Source organism: Streptomyces aureus (genome assembly GCF_000725495.1).
GTDB lineage: Bacteria > Actinomycetota > Actinomycetes > Streptomycetales > Streptomycetaceae > Streptomyces > Streptomyces aureus_B.
This window is the reverse complement of sequence record NZ_JNZD01000023.1, coordinates 31,414-49,881: the sequence shown is the minus strand read 5'-3', so window position 1 is coordinate 49,881 and position 18,468 is coordinate 31,414. Positions and strand designations below refer to the sequence as shown.

The following is an 18,468-nucleotide window of genomic DNA, read 5'->3' as shown; positions in this document are numbered from 1 at the left end:
GGGGGCGTCCACCCGGATCCGGGTGGACGCCCCCTCACAAAGGTCTGTGTCCGCGGCGCGGGAGGCTCAGCCGCCCTGCTCGTCGCGACGACGCTGCCAGCGTTGTTCGATCCGGTCCATCATGGAACGGCGGGGTCGGCTCTGACGGCGGGCGGCGGACGAACCGGGAACGCCCGGCTGCTCACCCGGCTTGGGAGCCTTGCGCCAACCGGTGACGGCGAGCACCGCACAGCCCAGCATGACGAGGAAGCCCACCACGCTCAGCCAGATCTGAACCGCGACCATTCCAGCCATGAGGAGCGCGATACCCACCAGGAAGCCCGCGACCGCCTGGTAGACCCGTCGCCGGGTGTACGTACGCAGCCCGCTTCCCTCAAGCGCTGTCGCGAACTTGGGATCTTCGGCGTACAGCGCTCGCTCCATCTGCTCGAGCATTCGCTGCTCGTGCTCCGAGAGCGGCACGGAGTCCTCCTCATCGTGCAGTCGCCGGGGCGACCGGGGGTCCCCTTCAGGATAGGCAGGGAATCGGCCCCGTGAAACCCGCCCTCTACGCCAATTCACCGACCGGAACCCAAACACGGCGCCCCGATGCGCTGAGGCGTGCATTCCCCAGCGAACGGCCCGTCATGCCGGACGGTCTCCCCCGATCATACGGCGCCGAGCACTCGATCGGGTGGTCTGTGGCGTACTCCATCTGCCGCCGAGCCCCTGATCAGCGGCGCGCCACGGGAGCCGCTCAGGCCTCGGCGGCCCCGCGGGCCTCACCGAGAACATGGAGCTGCGTGGCCACCGAGTGGAACGCGGTGAGCTCGGCCGCCGCGGCCTCCAGCTTCAGCAGGGCGTCCAGTGCGCCCGGCTCGGTGTCCACCAGGACTCCCGGCACGAGGTCCGCGAAGACCCGGACACCGTGCACGGCGGCCACGTGCAGGCCGGCGCCCGCGACCAGGGAGGTGAGCTGCTCGGCGGTGAACCGGTGCGGAACGGGATCACTCGCGCCCCATCGTCCGTCCGGGTCGTCGAGCGCGTGCCGGGCCTCCTTGAAGTGCCCGGCGAGGGCGCGGGCCAGCACGGCTCCGCCCAGGCCCGCGGCGAGCAGGCTGAGGACGCCCTCGGGGCGCAGCGCGTCCACCACGTTGCGGACGCCCTCGGCGGGGTCGTCGACGTACTCCAGGACGCCGTGGCACAGCACCGCGTCGTAGCGGCCGCGCTCGACCACGTCGAAGAGACCGTGGGCGTCGCCCTGGACGCCCTGCACCCGGTCGGCGACTCCGGCCTCGGCGGCCCGGCGCTCCAGCGCGAACAGCGCGTTGGGGCTGGGGTCCACGACCGTGACGCGGTGTCCGAGGCGGGCCACGGGCACGGCGAAGTTGCCGCTGCCGCCGCCGGTGTCGAGCACGTCGAGCGACTCCCGTCCGGAGGCCTTGACCTGACGGTCCAGGGCGTCCTTGAGGACCTCCCAGACGACGGCGGTACGGAGAGAAGCGCGGGGGCGCATCGGGTCCGACACGGCAGTTGACTCCTCGGCGCGGCACCGCCGTTCGAACGGCGGAGCGATCTTCGAGCCTCCCGGCGGGGAGGCAGCAGGCGTCTCCACCCTATTGCCTCCGCCACCGCGACCGGGCCCCCGTCCCACGCGCGCCGAACAGCGCGAGCAGCACACGGAGGACGGCCGGCCGCGCCCGTGCGCCGTGGCCCCCGCTCCGCCGGGTCCCGCGCCGGTCAGCCCGCGTCCGGCATCCCCCTGTCCCTGCCGCCCCGGTCCCGCTCCCCGTCCCCGTCGGGGCGGGGCTGGGGCAGCACCGGCTGGAGCACCAGCATCCGTTCGACGAGGCGCAGGAACATGGCGACGTCGCGGATCAGGTCGTCGGCGTCGCGGGTGGTGGCCGCCCCCTGGATTCCGGCCTCGGCGCGGGCACGGCGGGTGGCCCCGGAGGCGAACAGCGCGCTCCATTCGGTCAGTTCGGGCGCGATCTCGGGAAGGACCTCCCAGGCGCTGCGGATCCTGACCCGGCGCCGGGAGGCGGGCTCGGGGCGGGCGCGCGCGGCGAGGACCGCGGCGGCTGTGCGGAGCGCGGCCAAGTGGGCCGTCGCATAACGCTCGTTGGACGTCTCCAGCGCCGCCGCCTCGTCGAGTCCGGCGCGGGCCTGGGAGAGCAGGTCGAGGGCGGCGGGCGGGGCCGTGGCCCGGCGGAGCACGGGGTGCACGTCGCCCGCCGGTCCGGTCAGTGAGGGGGCAGGGCCGGTGGCGCGGCGCCGACGGGCGGCGGCTGCGGACGAGCTGGCCATGACGAACCTCCTGTCGTCGTGTGACGGCACTGTGGCCGTATGTGCCCATCGTGCGGTATGCCACTGACAATCCGTTCTGACCTGCGGTTTTGCTTCGATCGAAAGTTCGGGTTAGTTTTTGCACTGACCAGTCAGTTCAAAAAGGGTTCGATGTGTTCCCGGGGATGGGGGAGCTGTGGACGGTCCGCACGGACTGCGTGTCACGGCCGAGGACTTCGGACTCGACGGACCCCGCGGACGGGTGTTCCGCGGGGTCCGGATCGACGCGGAGCCAGGATCGCTCGTCGCGATCGAGGGGCCCTCGGGTTCCGGACGCACCTGTCTGCTGCTCGCCCTGACGGGCCGGATGAAGGCCACCGGGGGAACGGCGGCCGTCGGCGCGTGGAGGCTGCCGAAGCAGATGGCGGCGGTGCGCCGGGTGAGCGCGCTCGCCCACGTCCCGGGGGTCACCGACCTCGACCCCGCCCTGACCGTCGGCGAGCACCTGCGGGAACGGGCCCTGCTGCAGCGGCGGTTCGGGGGTTCGCTGCGCGACCTGCTGCGGCCCCGCGGCGAGCGGACGGGTGATGTCGAGACCCGCATCGGCGCCGCGCTGGCCGCCGCAGGACTCGACCTGGACACCCTGCCCAAGGGCCCGAGGACCGCGGTGCGCGATCTGGAACGGACCGAGACGCTGCGGCTGTCGCTCGCGCTCGCGCTGATCGGCCGCCCCCGACTGCTCGGCGTCGACGACACCGACCTCAAGCTCTCGGACGCCGAACGGGCGGACGTCTGGGCTCTGTTGGCGTCCCTGGCCGCGTCCGGCACGACGGTCGTGGCGGTGTGCAGCGAGGCCCCCGAGGGCGCCCTCGTCGTGTCCACCGCGCCGGCCGCCACGGAGACGACCGCCGGGGAGACGGCCACGACCGCCGAAGAGCGGGAGCCCGGCGTGGACACCCCCGCCGGGACCGCCTCCGGTGCCGAGGCCCCCACCGAGGCCAAGGCCCCCGCCGACGCCCCCGAATCGGACGCCGGCCCGGACAACGACACCGCCGCCACCGCCGACAGCGACAGCGACAGCGACAGCGACAGCGACAGCGACAGCGACAGCGACAACCAAGACCGGGAGACGGCCGATGCGCTCGCCTGAACTGGCCTTTCTCGAACTCCGCCGCTTCGGCCGGGGCAAGCTCCCCCGCGCCGCCCTGGTCGCGCTCCTGCTGCTGCCCCTGCTGTACGGCGCGCTCTATCTCTGGTCGTTCTGGGACCCGTACGGCCGTCTCGACCGCATCCCCGTGGCGCTGGTGAACGACGACGAGGGCGCGACGGCCGGCGGTCGCAGGGTCACCGTCGGGGACACCATCACCGAGGGGCTGCGCGACAGCGACACCTTCGAGTGGCACGAGGTGAGTTCGGCCGAGGCCCGCAAGGGCGTGGAGGACGGCACGTACTACCTGTCCCTCACCATGCCGGGCGACTTCAGCCGCAGGATCGCGTCCAGTTCCGGGAGTTCACCCGAGACCAGCGCGCTCCAGGTGCGGACGAACGACGCCAACAACTACATCGTCGGGCAGATCTCCCGCACGGTGTTCAGCGAGGTCCGGACGGCCGCCTCCACGAAGGCCTCGCGTTCGTTCCTGGACAGGATCTTCATCTCGTTCTCGGACATCCACGGCAAGACCGTGAAGGCGGCCGAGGGTGCCGACCGGCTCAACGACGGCCTGGGCAGGGCGAAGAAGGGCTCCAAGGACCTCGCGGACGGCCTGGAGGCGGCCAAGAAGGGCAGCGGAAAGCTCTCCGGGGGCCTGCGCAGGCTGAACTCGGGCGCGGGCGACCTGGAGGACGGCTCCCGCCAGGTCGCCGACGGCACCCGGGCGCTGGCCGACAAGGTCGACGGGTTCGCGGGCGAGGTGGGCCCCTTCCTCGAGGACAACGAGAAGTCGATCGGCGACACGGCCCGGCTGGTCGCCGACTCGGCCGCCGGGATCCGCCACAACCTCGGCACCCTGGTGAAGACGGCCCCGGCCGCGGCCAAGGGCGCACGCACCGCCTCCGACGCGCTGAACGCCGTCCACCGCTCGCGCTGCGAGACCCTGCCCGTCCCCGACCCGGCGTGCCCCGAGCTGAAGAAGGCCGCCGACGCCGCCGAGGACGTCGTCAAGGTGACCGACGACGTGAACGCGCTGGTCGACGACCAGGACGGCGATCTCGACGCCCTGGACAAGAACCTCGCGACCCTGGAGAAGCAGGCCCGCGCGCTCGCCGCCCGCTCGCCGCATCTGTCCGAGGACCTCGACGACGCGGTCTCCAAGATCGACAAGCTGAACGAAGGCGCCACCGCCGTGGCCCGCGGGGCCAAGCGGCTGCACTCCGGCCTCGGCACCGCCCGGACCGGCGCGGCCGACCTGGACAAGGGCGTCGGCCGACTGCGGACGGGCGCGAACGGTCTCGACGGCGGTCTCTACAAGCTCGTCGGCGGCTCCGGGAAACTCGCGGGCGGTCTGCACGACGGCGCCGGGCGGATCCCCGACTACGACAAGCCCGACCGCGACCTGCGCACCGAGGTCATGGCCGATCCGGTGCGCATGGCCTCCCGGGACCTGCACAAGGCGCCCAACTACGGCACCGGTTTCGCCCCCTACTTCATCCCGCTGTCCCTGTGGGTCGGCGCGATGGTGGCGTACATGCTCATCCAGCCGCTGAACCGGCGGGCGCTGGCCGCGGGCGCCTCGGCCTGGCGCATCGCGCTGGCGGGGTGGCTGCCGGTCGCGGTCGTGGGCGTCCTGCAGACGGCCGCCCTGATGGCGGTGCTGCACTGGGCGATCGGGCTCCAGATGGCCCGGGCGGCGGGAACGGTGGGCTTCCTGTTCCTGGTGACGGCCTGCTTCGCGGCGATCGTGCAGTGGATGAACGCGCGCTTCGGGGCGGCGGGCCGGATCCTCGTCCTGGCCCTGCTGATGCTCCAGCTGACCTCGGCGGGCGGCACGTACCCCGTCCAGACCAGTCCGGGCTTCTTCAACGCGATCCACCCCTACCTGCCGATGAGTTACATCGTCGAGGCCCTCCGCAGGCTCATCACCGGCGGCGGACTGGAGCCCGTGCGGACGGCCTGTCTCGTCCTCGCGGCCTTCACCGCGGGCGCGCTCGCGCTCACCGCGCTCACGGCCCGCCGCCGGCAGGTGTGGACCCTCGACCGGCTGCATCCGGAGCTGAGCCTGTGACCACGCGCCCGGAGGGTCCTGTGACAATCGGAGCCATGGAAAGCAGCAGCACCACGGCGGGCGGTGGCAGCCGCCGCGAGGCGACCCGGCAGAAGCTCTACGAGGCGGCCGTCACCCTGATCGCCGAACAGGGGTTCTCCGCCACCACGGTGGACGAGATCGCCGAGCGGGCCGGGGTCGCGAAGGGCACGGTCTACTACAACTTCGCGAGCAAGTCCGTCCTCTTCGAAGAGCTCCTGCGCCACGGCGTGGGACTGCTGACGGCCTCGCTGCGGGACGCGGCGGAGCGGACCGAGCGGGACGGCGGCAGCAAGGTCGACGCGCTGGACGCGATGATCCGGGCCGGGCTCGTCTTCATCAACCGCTATCCGGCGTTCACCCAGCTCTACGTGGCGGAGCTGTGGCGCACCAACCGGGCCTGGCAGTCCACGCTCATGGTGGTGCGGCAGCAGGCGGTGGCGGTCGTCGAGGGCGTTCTGCGCGACGCCGTGGCGGGCGGGGAGCTGAGCGAGGAGATCGACATCCCGCTCACGGCGGCGGCGCTGGTCGGGATGGTCCTGGTGGCCGCCCTGGACTGGCAGGCCTTCCAGCCGGAGCGCTCCCTGGACGACGTCCACGCGGCGCTGTCCCGGCTCCTCCAGGGGCGTGTGAGCGGCCACGGCTGAGGCCGGGCCCTTCGCACGCACCGGTGTTCCGGGCGTACGAGAGCGCCGGTACGTGCGGCCGCGTCCCCCGCGGGCCGTCCGTACCGGCGCTTCGTCGTGCTCCCCCGTACCCCCCGTGGGCCCCCGTTCGGTCGTCCCCCGGGTCCCCCCGTGTCTCGCTCCCGCCGAGCGGGCCGGCGGAAGGAGCGGCCAAGGGCGCGGGTCCCGTTCCGCCGCCCCGTGTCGGCGGTGCCGGAACCGCGCCCCTCTCCGTGCCTCCACTCTCCCGTTCCCGCAGGTCGGGCCCATCCGTGCGGCTACTCATCTCACCGGGTAGGTACGGATACTCAGGCCTGCGTGCTCAGACCCAGGACACCCCCGCCGCCTCCTGGTTACGATCCCCTCCGTGTCCGTACTCCCCCTGGTCTTCACCAGCGGCTGGGCCAGCGGCGTCAACGCCTACGCGGTGGTGCTGCTCCTCGGCCTCTTCGGCGCCACCGGCCTGAGCGACGAGGTCCCGGCGACCCTGCAACGCCCTGAGATCCTGATCACAGTGGGCGTCCTCTTCCTGTGCGAAGCGGTCGCCGACAAGATCCCGTACGTCGATTCGGTGTGGGACTCCGTGCACACCGTGATCCGGCCCGCCACGGGAGCCTGGGTCGGGGCGATGCTCGCCGGGCACAGCGGCTCGGTCTCCGATCTGGCGGCGGCCGTGATCGGCGGCTCCACGGCGCTGGCCAGCCACACGGTCAAGGCCGGGACGCGGATGGCCGTCAACTCCTCGCCGGAGCCGTTCAGCAACTTCGTCCTGAGCACCGCCGAGGACCTCGGGGTGGCGGGCATCGTCACGCTGGCGATCTTCCATCCCTGGGCCGCGGCGAGCATCGCCGGCGCGCTGCTGCTCACCGGGCTCGCGGTGCTCTGCTTCCTCGTCTCGCGGATCAGACGGTTCCTGCGCCGCCGGGCGCAGCGCCGGGAGGAACGCAGGGCGGCCGGGGCGATGCCCCGCCGGGTCGCCGGGGCGCCGCCCTGGCCGGACCGCGACTGACGGGACGTCCCGCGGGGGCCGATAAAGTCGCCGCCATGGGACGGATTGCGGTGATCGGCGCCGGGATGGGCGCGATGGCGACCGCCGCCCGGCTGGCCGTCGCGGGCCACCGGGTGGTGGTGTTCGAGCGGACGGAGACGTACGGCGGCGCGGTGCGCCGCTTCGAGCGGGACGGCTTCGTGTTCGACACGGGCCCGGGGCTGCTCCCGCTGCCCGCGGTCTACCGCGACCTGTTCGTCAAGACCGGCAAGCGGCCGCTGGAGGAGTGCATCGAGCTGGTCCAGGTCGACCCGTCGGCGGACCACGTCTTCGCCGACGGCACCCGGGTCTCGCTGCCGAACGCCTCGCGCGCGGGAGTGCTCGCCGCGCTGGACGAGGCGCTCGGCGACGGCGCGGGCGCGCGGTGGGGCGATTTCCTGGTGCGGGCCCGGGAGGCCTGGGACCGGGCGCGCCGGCCGCTCCTGGAGGAGCCGCTGTGGCCCAACTGGACGGTCCTGGCCGGACGCGAGCCCTATCCCTCGGTGCCGCACCGCAAGCTCCTGCGCACCCGCAGGGCAGGCACCCTCGCCGAGATGGCCGCCTGGGAGCTGCGCGACCCCCGGCTGACGGCCCTCCTGGAGAGCCACGCCCTGGCGTACGGGCTGGACCCGCGCACCGCCCCGGCGAGCGCCTCCGTGCTGCCTTACATGGACCACGCCTTCGGCACCTGGTACGTACGCGGTGGCATCCGGGAGCTGGCCCGCGCCGTGTACGAGCGGTGCCTGGAGCGCCGGGTCGAGTTCCGTTTCGGTACGACGGTCGAGCGGATCGTCGAGAAGGACGGCCGGGCCGTCGGTGTGGAGCTCGCCCCGGGCGGGGACGCGGTAGCCCCGGAATCCGGTGCGGGCCTCTTCGAGGAGGCGGACCATGTGATCGCGGGCGTGGCGCCCGGCGTCCTGGACGGCCTCGTCGCCGGGGGCCCGCTGCGGGGCCCCGACGAGGTGCCGCCGCAGTCGGCAGGCGGGTCCAGCCGGCTCACGCTGCTGCTCGCGCTGCGCGGCGCCAGGCCCGCCGGGACGGCGCACCGGACAGTGGTCCACTCGGCCGACCGCGACGGCGAACTGGAACGGCTCTTCGGCGAGCGCCCCGGGGTGCCCGCGGCGCCGACCCTCGTGGTGGCACGCCCCGACGACCCGGCGCTCGTGCCGGACGCGGAGCACGAGGCCGTCACGCTGACCGTCACCGTGCCCCGCGGCACCGAGGTGTCGGGACCGGACGTGGAGCGGGTGCTTGACGCGGCGGAGCGGGCCCTGCCGGGGCTGCGCGAGCGGCTCCTGTGGCACGAGGTCCGCACCCCGGCGGACATCGCGGAGGCGACCGGTGTGGAGGGCGGCGTGGTTCCCGCCCCGGCCCTCGCCGCGGCGGACGGCCGGCTGCTGCACCCCGCGAACACCACACAGCTGCCGGGGCTCTTCGCGGCCGGGGGCTGGGCGCACCCGGGCGGCGGGCTGCCGCACGCGGGCATGTCGGGCGCGCTGGTGGCCGGGCTGATCGTGGAAGGACCGGACTTCCAGGGCTCGCAGTGACGAGTCCTGCGGGCGGCGCGGTTCGGGACGCGTCCCGCCGCCCGGCCGGTCAGTAGCGGTACTGCTCGTCGTATCCGGCGTTGCCGTTGCCGTTGGCGTTGCCCTGGTACGGGTACTGCTGCTGCTCGGGCGGGAGTTCGCCGCCGTACTCGTCGGTGCGCTGCTGCGGCACCCAGACGCCGCCGGCCGGGGTCTCGCCGCCGTACGTGCCGGTGGCGTACTGGTCCTGGCCGTAGCCCCCCTGCTGCTGCGCGTAGCCCTGGTCGCCGCCGTTGTAGGCGCTCTGGTCGTACGTGCCGCCGGTGTACGTCTGCTGGCCCGTGTAGGGGTCCGTGTAGCCGGCGTACTGCTGCTGGCCGGTGCCGTAGCCGTACTGCTGCTGCTGGTCGTAGCCCGTGTAGCCGGAGCCGTCGTAGGCGTAGGCCTGCTGGTTCTGTCCGGTCGCGTACGCCTGCTGGTTCTGGCCGGTGGAGTACGCCTGGTCCTGGGACGCGGACGCGCCGGCGTAGGACTGGTCGGTGGCGGCCGCGTAGGCGCCGGAGTCGTACACGCCGTACGAGCCGGTGTCCTCGGGCAGCGGCTGCGGCTCGTACACCGAGGTCGTCTCGGCGGCCGTGGGCTCGGCCGGCTCCGGGGGCGCGAAGCGGTCGGACTGGGCGGGCGTGAAGACGTCGTCCTCGTCGGCGGCGTACGGGTCCTCGCGGCGGTAGGCGGCCACCTCGACCTCTTCGAGGCCGGGGGTCTCCTCCTCCGGCTCCTCGGCGTCCTCGCTCTCGCCGCGGCGGCGCTTGCTGGGCTTGCCGGGCTTGCCCTCGACACCGGGACCGTTGATGGCCCAGCCCTGCGCGAAGCCCTGGCGGAACGACAGCGTCACGTACGTCTGGCCGACCGTGAAGGCGGCCGCGCCCAGGCCGATGACCACGACCGAGTGCATCAGGACGCCGAGGACCACGCCGAGGAAGCCGACGAAAGCGAGCAGCCTGAAGCGCAGCCGCGCCTTGTACTGCAGCAGCACCTCGCCGAGCAGCCACAACGCGACGATGCCGAATGCCAGATAGAGGACCGTCAAGCCCATGTACGCCCCTCTCCCAGTGGCCGCTACGCAGTGTGTCGTACGCGGGTGCGACCGGTCTAGGCCTGCTGCGGGTGATGCAGGCCCAGATTCTCGTAGATTTCCAGCGTCGCCGTGGAATTGTTGAGCGTGATGAAGTGCAGTCCGGGTACTCCCTCGGCCAGCAGCCTCGCGCAGAACTCCGTCGCGAACTCGATCCCGATCGAGCGTACAGCCGCCGCATCGTCTTTGACTGTGAGGATCCGCTCTTTCAGGACGTCCGGGAACGAAGCATTCGAGAGTTTGGGCAGCCGTTCCAACATCTTCACACTTGTCACGGGCATGACTTCGGGGATGACCGGGGTCGCACAACCCGCCGCGTCCACCCGGTCACGCAGACGGAGGTAGGACTCCGGCTGGAAGAACATCTGCGTGATCGCGTAGTCGGCGCCGGCCCGGCACTTGTCGACGAAGTGCGAGACGTCCGCGTCCCACTCCTCGGACCGGGGGTGCATCTCGGGGAAGGCCGCGACGCCGACGCAGAAGTCGCCGGACTCCTTGATGAGACGCACCAGTTCGGCCGCGTAGGTCAGCCCCTGGGGGTGGGAGACCCACTCGCCCATGGGGTCGCCGGGCGGGTCGCCGCGCACCGCGAGCATGTTGCGGATACCCGCGTCCGCGTACTGCCCGATGATGTTGCGCAGCTCCGCGACGGAGTGGTTGACCGCCGTGAGGTGGGCGACCGGGGTGAGCGTCGTGTCGAGCACGATCTGCTCGGTCTCCTTGACCGTGCCGGCCCGCGTGGAGCCGCCGGCTCCGTAGGTCACGGAGACGAAGTCGGGAGCCACGGCCTCGACCCGCCGCAGGGCGTTCCACAGGTTGCGCTCGCCCTTGGGGGTCTTCGGCGCCGAGAACTCGAAGGAAAAGGTCTGTTTGCCGGTCGCGAGCATGTCGCGGACGGTGCGAGCGCGATCAGTCCTGGTGGAAGCGGATCCGAGGGCCATATCGGCAGGTTAGCCAGCGGGGGCCGCTCCCCCAACCGAACCGCTGGTTTTTGTCCGATCTGTCGATTTCTTGTCCACCCCTCGGACAGCGGCCCCGCCGGACCCCCGGACGGCGGCCCTGCCGGACGCGTGGGCAGCGGCCCTGCCGGACGCGTGGGCAGCGGCCCTGCCGGACGCGTGGGCAGCGGCCCGCCGGATCCCCGAACAGGGGCCCGCAAGATCCCCGGACAGGGGCCCGCCGGATAGCTCCGCGCGGGCCGTCAGCGCCGGCGCCCGCGCGGCGGACCCGCTACACCGTGCGCAGCCGCTTCGCGAACTCCGCCGCCGCCGCGCCCGGGTCGTCCGCCTCGGTGATCGCCCGTACGACGACGACACGGCGGGCGCCCGCCTCCAGCACCTCGTCCAGCCGCGCGAGGTCGATGCCGCCGATCGCGAACCAGGGGCGGGAGGTGCCGAGGGCGGCCGTGCTGCGGACGAGTCCGAGCCCGGGCGCGTGGCGGCCGGGCTTGGTGGGGGTGGGCCAGCACGGGCCGGTGCAGAAGTAGTCCACGCCCTCCTGGACGGCGGCGGCCCCGGCCTCCGCCTCGGCGTGCGTGGAACGGCCGATGATCACCTCGTCGCCGAGGATCGCGCGGGCCGCGGGAACCGGGAGGTCTCCCTGGCCCAGGTGCAGGACGACGGCGCGGACGGCGTGCGCCACGTCCGCGCGGTCGTTGACCGCGAGGAGCTTGCCGTGCCGGGCGCAGGCGTCGGCGAGGACCCGGAGGTGCTCCAGCTCCTCCCCCGCCTCCATGCCCTTGTCACGCAGCTGCACGATGTCGACGCCGCCCGCCAGGACGGCGTCGAGGAACTCGGGGAGGTCGCCCTGGCGTCTGCGGGCGTCCGTGCACAGATAGACACGGGCGTCGGCGAGGCGCTCCCGCGCGGTCGGGGCGGCGGTCTCGGGCATGCGTGAATCCCCCGTTGTCGGTGCGCGCGAAGCGCGGCGGCCGGAACACCCGGGCCGCCGCGCTCCCGCGCCGGACGGTCTCGAATCGGATCAGACGGCGAGCGCCTGGGCGCGGCGCTTCACCTCCGTGCCGCGATTCTCGCTCAGGGCCTGCGCGGGGGTGCCGGGCAGGGTCGGGTCGGGGGTGAAGAGCCACTCCAGGGCCTCTTCGTCGGAGAAGCCGTCGTCCCGCAGGAGCGTCAGGGTGCCGGCCAGGCCCTTGACGACCTTCTGCTCGGCCACGTCGATGAAGTCGGCGGGGACGTGCAGCGCCCGGTTCTCACCACGGCGTACGGCGATCAGCTGGCCCTCCTTGACCAGCTGCCGCACGCGCGTCACCTCGACACCGATCTGTTCGGCGATGTCGGGCAGGGTGAGCCAGGCGGGGACGAGAGCATCGATCTTTGCGTCAATCTCGGTCACGGGACAAGCGTGCCATCCCGGACCGACAGTCGGAAGCCGAGGGCGTCCGTCCCGGGGGGACGGATCAGGCCGTGGCGCCCTTCAGCGGCCTCGACGGGTCCGCGAGCAGCTCCGGATCCATGGCCGCGCCCGCCTCGATCAGCCGGCGGCCCTGGGCGAGGTCCCTGGGGCGGCCCACCGCCAGGAGGGCGACGAGCCGGCCCTCCCGCAGCCAGCACACCGACCAGGAGGCGCCCGCGGGGTCACCGCGCCACAGCAGGGTGTCGCCGGGGGCGTGGTGGCCGACGTACTGCACGAACCGGCCGAACTGCTCGGACCAGAAGTACGGCACGGGGTCGTAGGCGGCCGGGGTCTGGCCGACGATGTTCAGGGCGACCGTGCGCGGGCCCTGGAGCGCGTTGTCCCAGTGGTGGACGAGCAGGCGCTCCTCGTAGCGGCCGGACGGGAAGGAGGCGCAGTCGCCGACCGCGTAGACGTCCGGCAGGGAGGTGCGCAGGTGGTCGTCGGCGAGGATCTCGCGGTGGGCGCCGAGCTCGATGCCGGAGCCGGCGATCCAGGCGGTCGCGGGCCGTGCGCCGATCCCGACCACGACGGCGTCCGCGGGCACCCGGGAGCCGTCGTCCAGGACCACCGCGCCGGGCTCGATGCGCTCCACGCGCGCGCCGGTGCGCAGCGTGGCCCCGCTGTCCGCGTACCAGGCGGCCATCGGGGCGGCGACCTCGGCCGGCAGCGCCCCGGCGAGCGGCCGGTCCGCGGCCTCGACGACGGTGACCGCGCAGCCCGCCTCGCGCGCGGCCGTGGCGAACTCGGCGCCGATCCAGCCGGCGCCGACCACCACGATGTCGTGCTGGCGGGCGAGGACGGGACGCAGCCGCTCGGCGTCGTCCAGGGTGCGCAGCAGATGCACCCCGGGCACCCCCTCGGCGCCGGGGAGCCGGATCGGCTCGGCGCCGGTGGCGACGACCAGGACGTCGTACGGGACGGGTCCCGCGGCCGTGTCCAGCTCATGGTCGCCGGGGCGGACGCCGAGCGCCTCGCTGCCCAGTCTGAGATCGATGTCCAGGGCCTCGAAGTCGACGTCGAAGGCCGAGCCCTCGGCCTTGCCCAGCAGGACGGCCTTGGACAGCGGCGGCCGGTCGTAGGGCTGGTGCGGCTCCGCGCCGATCAGGACGACGGTGCCCGGGAAGCCCTGTTCGCGCAGGGCCACCGCGGTCTGCACCCCGGCCATGCCCGCGCCCACCACGACGACCCGGTCCGGCAGCGGCCGGTACGACGGGGACTGTGCCTGCGTCTGATCGCTCACCTGATCACCATAGACACGTGACAATCCGTCAGTCAGCGGATGTGCTCGGTGACCTGTTCCACACCAGCGGTCCCGGACAGTTCCTCGACCAGGCTCGTCCCCGCGCCCGGCTGCGACTCCCAGGTCCAGGTCTCCTCCAGCCGCACCCGCCCGTCGGGCAGGTCCACGACCTGGGACACGCAGTGGCCCGACGCGGTGGTCCCGTCGGTCTTGAGCTGCACGTACCGGAAGTCGAGACGGTCGCCCTCGCGGGTGCCCACGAGGTGTCCGCGGACGACGTCGCCGCCCGCGTAGTCGGCCCAGACCACACCGTCCCGCTCGTGGTACGCGAACCGGGTGCGGGTGCCGACCTGGCCCGGGGCCTGGTCGGCGACGGGGGCGAGGACGAGGCCGTCGAGCGGTCGCGCCATGGGCGGAGGCTCCCTTACTGAGACGGACGGGGGCGGGCTAGGGTGGCCAACGTAAAGCACTCGCGGGAGCCCGGACGCACCGGGCTGAGAGGGAGGCTGGGCGGCCTCCGACCGTACGAACCTGATCCGGGTCATGCCGGCGAAGGGAGGGGCTGAGGCCCATGCCGTCTGCACGTTCGTCGGACGTCCTCGTCGTCGGGGGCGGGATCATCGGTCTGGTGACGGCCTGGCGGGCCGCGCAGCGCGGGCTCGCCACGGCGCTGGTGGACCCGGAGCCGGGCGGCGGGGCCGCCCAGGTCGCGGCCGGGATGCTGGCCGCCGTCACCGAGCTGCACTTCGGCGAGGAGACCCTGCTCGGCCTCAACCTCGCCTCGGCGCGCCGCTATCCGGACTTCGCCGCCGAGCTCACCGAGGCCACCGGACAGGACCTCGGCTACCGCCGCAGCGGCACGCTGGCCGTCGCGCTGGACGCCGACGACCGCGCCCATCTGCGGGAACTGCACGCGCTCCAGGTCCGTTCGGGGCTGGAGTCGCAGTGGCTGAGCGGCCGTGAGTGCCGTCGGCTTGAGCCGATGCTCGCGCCCGGCGTACGTGGGGGCCTGCGGGTGGACGGCGACCACCAGATCGACCCGCGGCGCCTCGCCGCGGCCCTGGTCACGGCGTGCGAGCGGGCCGGGGTGGTGATGCACCGGACCTGGGCGAAGCGGCTGGCCGTCGCCCGGGAGCGGGCCACCGGGGTGGTCACCACGGAGGGCACCGAACTCGGCGCGGAGCGGGTCGTGCTCGCCGGGGGCAGCCTCAGCGGGCGCCTGGAGGGCGTCCCCGAGGAGGCCGTGCCGCCGGTGCGCCCGGTCAAGGGGCAGGTGCTGCGGCTGACCGTGCCGCGGCGGTACGCGCCCTTCCTGAACCGCACCGTGCGGGCCGTGGTGCGCGGCAGCCACGTCTACCTGGTGCCGCGCGAGAACGGCGAGCTCGTGGTCGGCGCGACCACCGAGGAGCTGGGCTTCGACACCACCGTCACGGCGGGCGGCGTCTACGAACTGCTGCGCGACGCCCACGAACTGGTCCCCGGGATCACCGAACTGCCGCTCACCGAGACCCGGGCGGGACTGCGCCCCGGTTCGCCCGACAACGCTCCGCTGCTCGGCCCGAGCGCGCTGGACGGGCTGCTGCTGGCCACCGGCCACCACCGCAACGGTGTGCTCCTGACGCCCGTGACCGGTGACGTGATGGCCCATGTCCTCGCGACCGGCGAACTCCCCGCCGAGGCACGCCCCTTCACCCCCCTGCGCTTCGGCGCCCCGGCCCGCACGGAGCTGCCCGTATGAACATCGTCGTGAACGGGGAACGCCGGCTGATCGCCGCGGGAACCGCTCTGGAGGCGCTCGTCGCGACCCTGACCGCGTCGTCGTCGGGGGTGGCCGCCGCCCTGAACGAGACCGTCGTGCCGCGGGCGCAGTGGGCGTCCACCCCGCTCGCCGAGGGCGACCGCGTCGAAGTCCTCACCGCCGTCCAAGGAGGCTGACCCATGGCAGACGATCCCCTCGTCCTCGGCGGCACGGCCTACGGTTCCCGGCTGATCATGGGAACGGGCGGCGCCCCCAGCCTCGACGTGCTGGAGCGGGCCCTGGTGGCCTCCGGCACGGAGCTGACGACGGTCGCGATGCGGCGTGTTGACGCGTCCGTGCACGGCTCGGTCCTGTCGGTGCTGAACCGGCTGGGCGTCCGGGTCCTGCCGAACACGGCCGGCTGCTACACCGCGGGAGAGGCCGTGCTGACGGCCCGTCTGGCGCGCGAGGCGCTGGGCACCGACCTGGTCAAGCTGGAGGTCATCGCCGACGAGCGCACCCTGCTGCCCGACCCGGTCGAGCTGCTCGACGCGGCGGAGACACTGGTCGACGACGGCTTCACGGTGCTGCCGTACACCAACGACGACCCGGTGCTGGCGCGGAAGCTGGAGGACGTCGGCTGTGCGGCGGTCATGCCGCTCGGTTCGCCCATCGGCTCCGGGCTCGGGATCCGCAACCCGCACAACTTCGAGCTGATCGTCGAGCAGGCGCGGGTGCCGGTGATCCTGGACGCGGGGGCGGGCACGGCGTCGGACGCCGCGCTCGCGATGGAACTGGGGTGCGCGGGGGTCATGCTGGCCTCGGCGGTGACCCGTGCGCAGGAGCCGGTCCTGATGGCGGAGGCGATGCGGCACGCGGTGGAGGCGGGGCGCCTGGCGCGGCGGGCGGGGCGTATCCCCCGGCGGCATTTCGCCACGGCGTCCTCGCCCGTGGAGGGCAGGGCGGTGCTGGACCCCGAGCGCCCGGCGTTCTGACCACGGGTCCGCCGCCGGCCGGGCCCGCCGGCTCCTGCCTCTCGTCCCGTCCCAGGTTGTCGCGTTGTGGTCTTGCGGCGACAGCCGGGACGTGATCGGACATCTGTGCGACGAACACGTCTTCGTACGAACGGCGCGCGTCACAGGTCGGCTGCAGTCGGGCCCGCGTATCGGCCGAACGGGGCGCCGTGACGGTGACGGCTCGTAGACTCACCTGCGTGGATACGACCCTTCAGGACCCGCTTGTCGGGCACGTGCTCGACGGCCGCTATCGCGTCGAGGCACGGATCGCGGTCGGCGGCATGGCCACGGTCTACAGGGCCCTGGACACCCGCCTCGACCGCGTGCTCGCGCTCAAGGTGATGCATCCGACGCTGGCCGCCGACGCCTCGTTCGTCGAACGGTTCATCCGCGAGGCCAAGTCGGTCGCCCGGCTGGCCCACCCGAACGTGGTGCAGGTCTTCGACCAGGGGGCGGACGGGTCGTACGTCTATCTGGCCATGGAGTACATCGCCGGGTGCACCCTGCGCGACGTGCTCCGCGAGCGGGGCGCCCTGCAGCCGCGGGCCGCGCTCGACATCCTGGAGCCGGTGCTCGCCGCGCTCGGCGCGGCCCACCGCGCCGGGTTCGTGCACCGCGACATGAAGCCGGAGAACGTCCTGATAGGGGACGACGGCCGGGTCAAGGTCGCCGACTTCGGCCTCGTGCGCGCCGTGGACACGGTGACCAGCACGACGGGCACCGTCCTCGGCACCGTGTCGTACCTCGCCCCCGAGCAGATCGAGCACGGGACAGCCGACACCCGCGTCGACGTCTACGCCTGCGGTGTCGTCCTGTACGAGATGCTCACCGGGGCCAAGCCGCACAGCGCGGAATCCGCCGCGCAGGTCCTGTACCAGCACCTCCACGAGGACGTGCCGCCCCCGTCGGCCGCCGTGCCGGGCCTGGCGTACGCGCTGGACGAGCTGGTCACCGCGGCAACGGCCCGCAACCCCGAGGTCCGCCCCGCCGACGCGGTGGCGCTGCTGGGCCGGGTCCTCGAGGCGCGGGCGGGTCTGACCGCCGAGCAGCTCGACGCGATCCCGCCGGGCGCCCTGTCCGTGGGCCACGACAACGCCGACGACCGTACGAGCGTGATCCCGCGCTCGCTGTCCGTCCCCCGTCTCCTGCCGGTGAACGAGGACGACGGCGACCTCGGCCGGACCAGCCGGTTCGAGCAGAGCAGCCCGTTCACCACCGCGCCGGTCGTGACCGCGGGGCCTCCGGGCACCCGGCCGCGGCGCGGGATGCTCCTGGTGGTCGCCGCGATCGTGCTGGCCCTCGGCCTCGGCGCCGGTGTCTGGTACATCAACTCGGGCCAGTTCACCAAGGTCCCGCCGGTCCTCGCGAAGACCGAGCAGCAGGCCAGGACGCAGCTCCAGCACGCCGGACTCGACGTCAAGCGGGTCAAGCACGCCTACAGCGACACGGTGAAGCGCGGCACGGTCATCAGCACCGACCCCGGTGTGGGCCGGCGGATCCGTGACAACGACTCCGTGACGCTGACCATCTCCGACGGCCCCCAGACGGTGAAGGTGCCGGACCTGAAGGGCCTCGCCCTGTTCAAGGCGAGGGAGGTGCTCAAGGGGGACGGGCTCGCCCCGGGCATGGTCACCCGCGAGTTCAGCGAGGATGTCACCAAGGGCTTCGTGATCGGCACCGATCCGGCCGCGGGCACGCAGCGGCACTCGGGTTCGGCGATCGCGATCGTGGTGAGCAAGGGCGCCCCGGTGGAACTGCCGGACGTGACCGGCTCGTCGGTGGAGGACGCCACCGCGCAGCTGGAGGGCGCGGGCCTGAAGGTGAAGATCGCCCCGGAGCGGGTCACCTCGGAGTTCGACAAGGGGCAGGTCGCCCAGCAGTCGCCGGACGCGGGCCGCGAGGCCGCCACGGGCGACACGGTGACGCTGACGCTCTCCAAGGGCCCCGAGATGGTGGAGGTCCCGGACGTCGTCGGCGACAGCGTGGACGACGCCAAGAAGGCGCTGGAGGACGCCGGGTTCAAGGTCGACGAGGACCGCGGGCTGCTCGGGCTCTTCGGCGACACCGTCAAGAAGCAGTCGGTGCACGGCGGCGACACCGCGCCCAAGGGATCGACGATCACGATCCAGATCCGCTGAGCGGAGCCGCGGGACGGGGCGGGCTCGCGAGGGTCCGCCCGCGGGGCGTCCGGCGGCGCGTGAC

Annotated in this window: 18 protein-coding genes and 1 riboswitch; of the genes, 9 read left to right on the top strand and 9 right to left on the bottom strand. The window is 73.3% G+C overall.

Features of this window, described 5'->3' with window-relative positions; genetic code table 11:
• Positions 1 to 66: 66 nt before the first annotated feature.
• The 3 genes from IO36_RS25550 to IO36_RS25540 all read right to left on the bottom strand — a co-directional run bounded on the left by IO36_RS25550 (position 67) and on the right by IO36_RS25540 (position 2,286).
• Positions 67 to 462: a DUF3040 domain-containing protein gene (locus IO36_RS25550; protein WP_037623293.1), complete on the bottom strand. Its 396-nt coding sequence runs from the start codon at positions 460 to 462 to the stop codon at positions 67 to 69.
• A gap of 274 nt (positions 463 to 736) precedes the next feature.
• Entirely contained in the window at positions 737 to 1,507 is a 771-nt protein-coding gene (locus tag IO36_RS25545) for a methyltransferase (RefSeq protein WP_037623292.1), read from the bottom strand.
• Between the two features lie 212 nt (positions 1,508 to 1,719).
• Positions 1,720 to 2,286, bottom strand: coding sequence for an SAV_6107 family HEPN domain-containing protein (locus IO36_RS25540; RefSeq protein ID WP_037623291.1), 567 nt, complete (start codon positions 2,284 to 2,286; stop codon positions 1,720 to 1,722).
• Between the two features lie 175 nt (positions 2,287 to 2,461).
• Between IO36_RS25540 and IO36_RS25535 the strand changes: the two genes are divergently transcribed.
• From IO36_RS25535 to IO36_RS25515, 5 genes are all read left to right on the top strand, one after another.
• The gene (locus tag IO36_RS25535; RefSeq protein WP_037623290.1) at positions 2,462 to 3,415 is read left to right on the top strand and encodes an ATP-binding cassette domain-containing protein; all 954 of its coding nucleotides are present in this window, start codon (positions 2,462 to 2,464) and stop codon (positions 3,413 to 3,415) included.
• A complete protein-coding gene (locus IO36_RS25530) occupies positions 3,402 to 5,486 on the top strand; it encodes a YhgE/Pip domain-containing protein (RefSeq protein WP_037623289.1) in 2,085 nt (694 codons plus the stop codon). The genes IO36_RS25535 and IO36_RS25530 overlap by 14 nt, the downstream gene beginning before the upstream one ends.
• 35 nt (positions 5,487 to 5,521) lie before the next feature.
• Positions 5,522 to 6,151: a TetR/AcrR family transcriptional regulator gene (locus tag IO36_RS25525; RefSeq protein ID WP_037623288.1), complete on the top strand. Its 630-nt coding sequence runs from the start codon at positions 5,522 to 5,524 to the stop codon at positions 6,149 to 6,151.
• A 385-nt stretch (positions 6,152 to 6,536) separates the two neighbouring features.
• Complete coding sequence (locus IO36_RS25520) at positions 6,537 to 7,178, top strand: DUF4126 domain-containing protein (RefSeq protein WP_051900947.1); 642 nt, start codon at positions 6,537 to 6,539, stop codon at positions 7,176 to 7,178.
• 35 nt (positions 7,179 to 7,213) lie between these two features.
• The gene (locus IO36_RS25515) at positions 7,214 to 8,743 is read left to right on the top strand and encodes a phytoene desaturase family protein (protein ID WP_037623287.1); all 1,530 of its coding nucleotides are present in this window, start codon (positions 7,214 to 7,216) and stop codon (positions 8,741 to 8,743) included.
• A gap of 49 nt (positions 8,744 to 8,792) precedes the next feature.
• Here the strand turns inward: IO36_RS25515 and IO36_RS25510 are convergent, their stop codons facing one another.
• The 6 genes from IO36_RS25510 to IO36_RS25485 form a co-directional block, all read right to left on the bottom strand.
• Positions 8,793 to 9,818: an SCO2102 family sporulation regulator gene (locus IO36_RS25510; RefSeq protein WP_037623286.1), complete on the bottom strand. Its 1,026-nt coding sequence runs from the start codon at positions 9,816 to 9,818 to the stop codon at positions 8,793 to 8,795.
• 56 nt (positions 9,819 to 9,874) lie between these two features.
• Positions 9,875 to 10,798, bottom strand: coding sequence for a methylenetetrahydrofolate reductase [NAD(P)H] (gene metF / locus IO36_RS25505; protein ID WP_037623285.1), 924 nt, complete (start codon positions 10,796 to 10,798; stop codon positions 9,875 to 9,877).
• A gap of 289 nt (positions 10,799 to 11,087) precedes the next feature.
• On the bottom strand, positions 11,088 to 11,747 hold the full coding sequence (gene thiE, locus IO36_RS25500) for a thiamine phosphate synthase (RefSeq protein ID WP_037623284.1): 660 nt from the start codon (positions 11,745 to 11,747) through the stop codon (positions 11,088 to 11,090).
• A 90-nt stretch (positions 11,748 to 11,837) separates the two neighbouring features.
• Positions 11,838 to 12,209, bottom strand: coding sequence for an Rv2175c family DNA-binding protein (locus IO36_RS25495; RefSeq protein WP_037623283.1), 372 nt, complete (start codon positions 12,207 to 12,209; stop codon positions 11,838 to 11,840).
• 64 nt (positions 12,210 to 12,273) lie between these two features.
• Positions 12,274 to 13,512 carry an NAD(P)/FAD-dependent oxidoreductase gene (locus IO36_RS25490; protein WP_037623282.1) on the bottom strand — a complete coding sequence of 413 codons (1,239 nt, stop codon included), beginning with the start codon at positions 13,510 to 13,512 and terminating at the stop codon, positions 12,274 to 12,276.
• A gap of 32 nt (positions 13,513 to 13,544) precedes the next feature.
• Positions 13,545 to 13,922: an avidin-fold protein gene (locus tag IO36_RS25485; RefSeq protein WP_037623281.1), complete on the bottom strand. Its 378-nt coding sequence runs from the start codon at positions 13,920 to 13,922 to the stop codon at positions 13,545 to 13,547.
• A 52-nt stretch (positions 13,923 to 13,974) separates the two neighbouring features.
• Positions 13,975 to 14,087: riboswitch (TPP riboswitch) on the top strand.
• Between IO36_RS25485 and thiO the strand changes: the two genes are divergently transcribed.
• The 4 genes from thiO (at position 14,084) to pknB (ending at position 18,404) form a co-directional block, all read left to right on the top strand.
• Positions 14,084 to 15,250 carry a glycine oxidase ThiO gene (thiO, locus tag IO36_RS25480; RefSeq protein WP_037623280.1) on the top strand — a complete coding sequence of 389 codons (1,167 nt, stop codon included), beginning with the start codon at positions 14,084 to 14,086 and terminating at the stop codon, positions 15,248 to 15,250. (Overlaps the previous riboswitch by 4 nt.)
• Positions 15,247 to 15,447, top strand: coding sequence for a sulfur carrier protein ThiS (thiS, locus tag IO36_RS25475; protein ID WP_037623279.1), 201 nt, complete (start codon positions 15,247 to 15,249; stop codon positions 15,445 to 15,447). The genes thiO and thiS overlap by 4 nt, the downstream gene beginning before the upstream one ends.
• A gap of 3 nt (positions 15,448 to 15,450) precedes the next feature.
• On the top strand, positions 15,451 to 16,245 hold the full coding sequence (locus IO36_RS25470; RefSeq protein ID WP_037623278.1) for a thiazole synthase: 795 nt from the start codon (positions 15,451 to 15,453) through the stop codon (positions 16,243 to 16,245).
• A gap of 218 nt (positions 16,246 to 16,463) precedes the next feature.
• The gene (gene pknB / locus IO36_RS25465; RefSeq protein ID WP_037623277.1) at positions 16,464 to 18,404 is read left to right on the top strand and encodes a Stk1 family PASTA domain-containing Ser/Thr kinase; all 1,941 of its coding nucleotides are present in this window, start codon (positions 16,464 to 16,466) and stop codon (positions 18,402 to 18,404) included.
• Positions 18,405 to 18,468: the final 64 nt, after the last annotated feature.

Bases quoted from the DNA above. Each gene is read 5' to 3' on its own strand.
- thiE (WP_037623284.1), bottom strand. From the start codon at position 11,747: ATGCCCGAGACCGCCGCCCCGACCGCGCGGGAGCGCCTCGCCGACGCC.
- thiO (WP_037623280.1), top strand. From the start codon at position 14,084: ATGCCGTCTGCACGTTCGTCGGACGTCCTCGTCGTCGGGGGCGGGATC.
- metF (WP_037623285.1), bottom strand. From the start codon at position 10,798: ATGGCCCTCGGATCCGCTTCCACCAGGACTGATCGCGCTCGCACCGTC.
- IO36_RS25485 (WP_037623281.1), bottom strand. From the start codon at position 13,922: ATGGCGCGACCGCTCGACGGCCTCGTCCTCGCCCCCGTCGCCGACCAG.
- IO36_RS25530 (WP_037623289.1), top strand. From the start codon at position 3,402: ATGCGCTCGCCTGAACTGGCCTTTCTCGAACTCCGCCGCTTCGGCCGG.
- IO36_RS25515 (WP_037623287.1), top strand. From the start codon at position 7,214: ATGGGACGGATTGCGGTGATCGGCGCCGGGATGGGCGCGATGGCGACC.
- IO36_RS25510 (WP_037623286.1), bottom strand. From the start codon at position 9,818: ATGGGCTTGACGGTCCTCTATCTGGCATTCGGCATCGTCGCGTTGTGG.
- IO36_RS25540 (WP_037623291.1), bottom strand. From the start codon at position 2,286: ATGGCCAGCTCGTCCGCAGCCGCCGCCCGTCGGCGCCGCGCCACCGGC.
- IO36_RS25525 (WP_037623288.1), top strand. From the start codon at position 5,522: ATGGAAAGCAGCAGCACCACGGCGGGCGGTGGCAGCCGCCGCGAGGCG.
- thiS (WP_037623279.1), top strand. From the start codon at position 15,247: ATGAACATCGTCGTGAACGGGGAACGCCGGCTGATCGCCGCGGGAACC.
- IO36_RS25470 (WP_037623278.1), top strand. From the start codon at position 15,451: ATGGCAGACGATCCCCTCGTCCTCGGCGGCACGGCCTACGGTTCCCGG.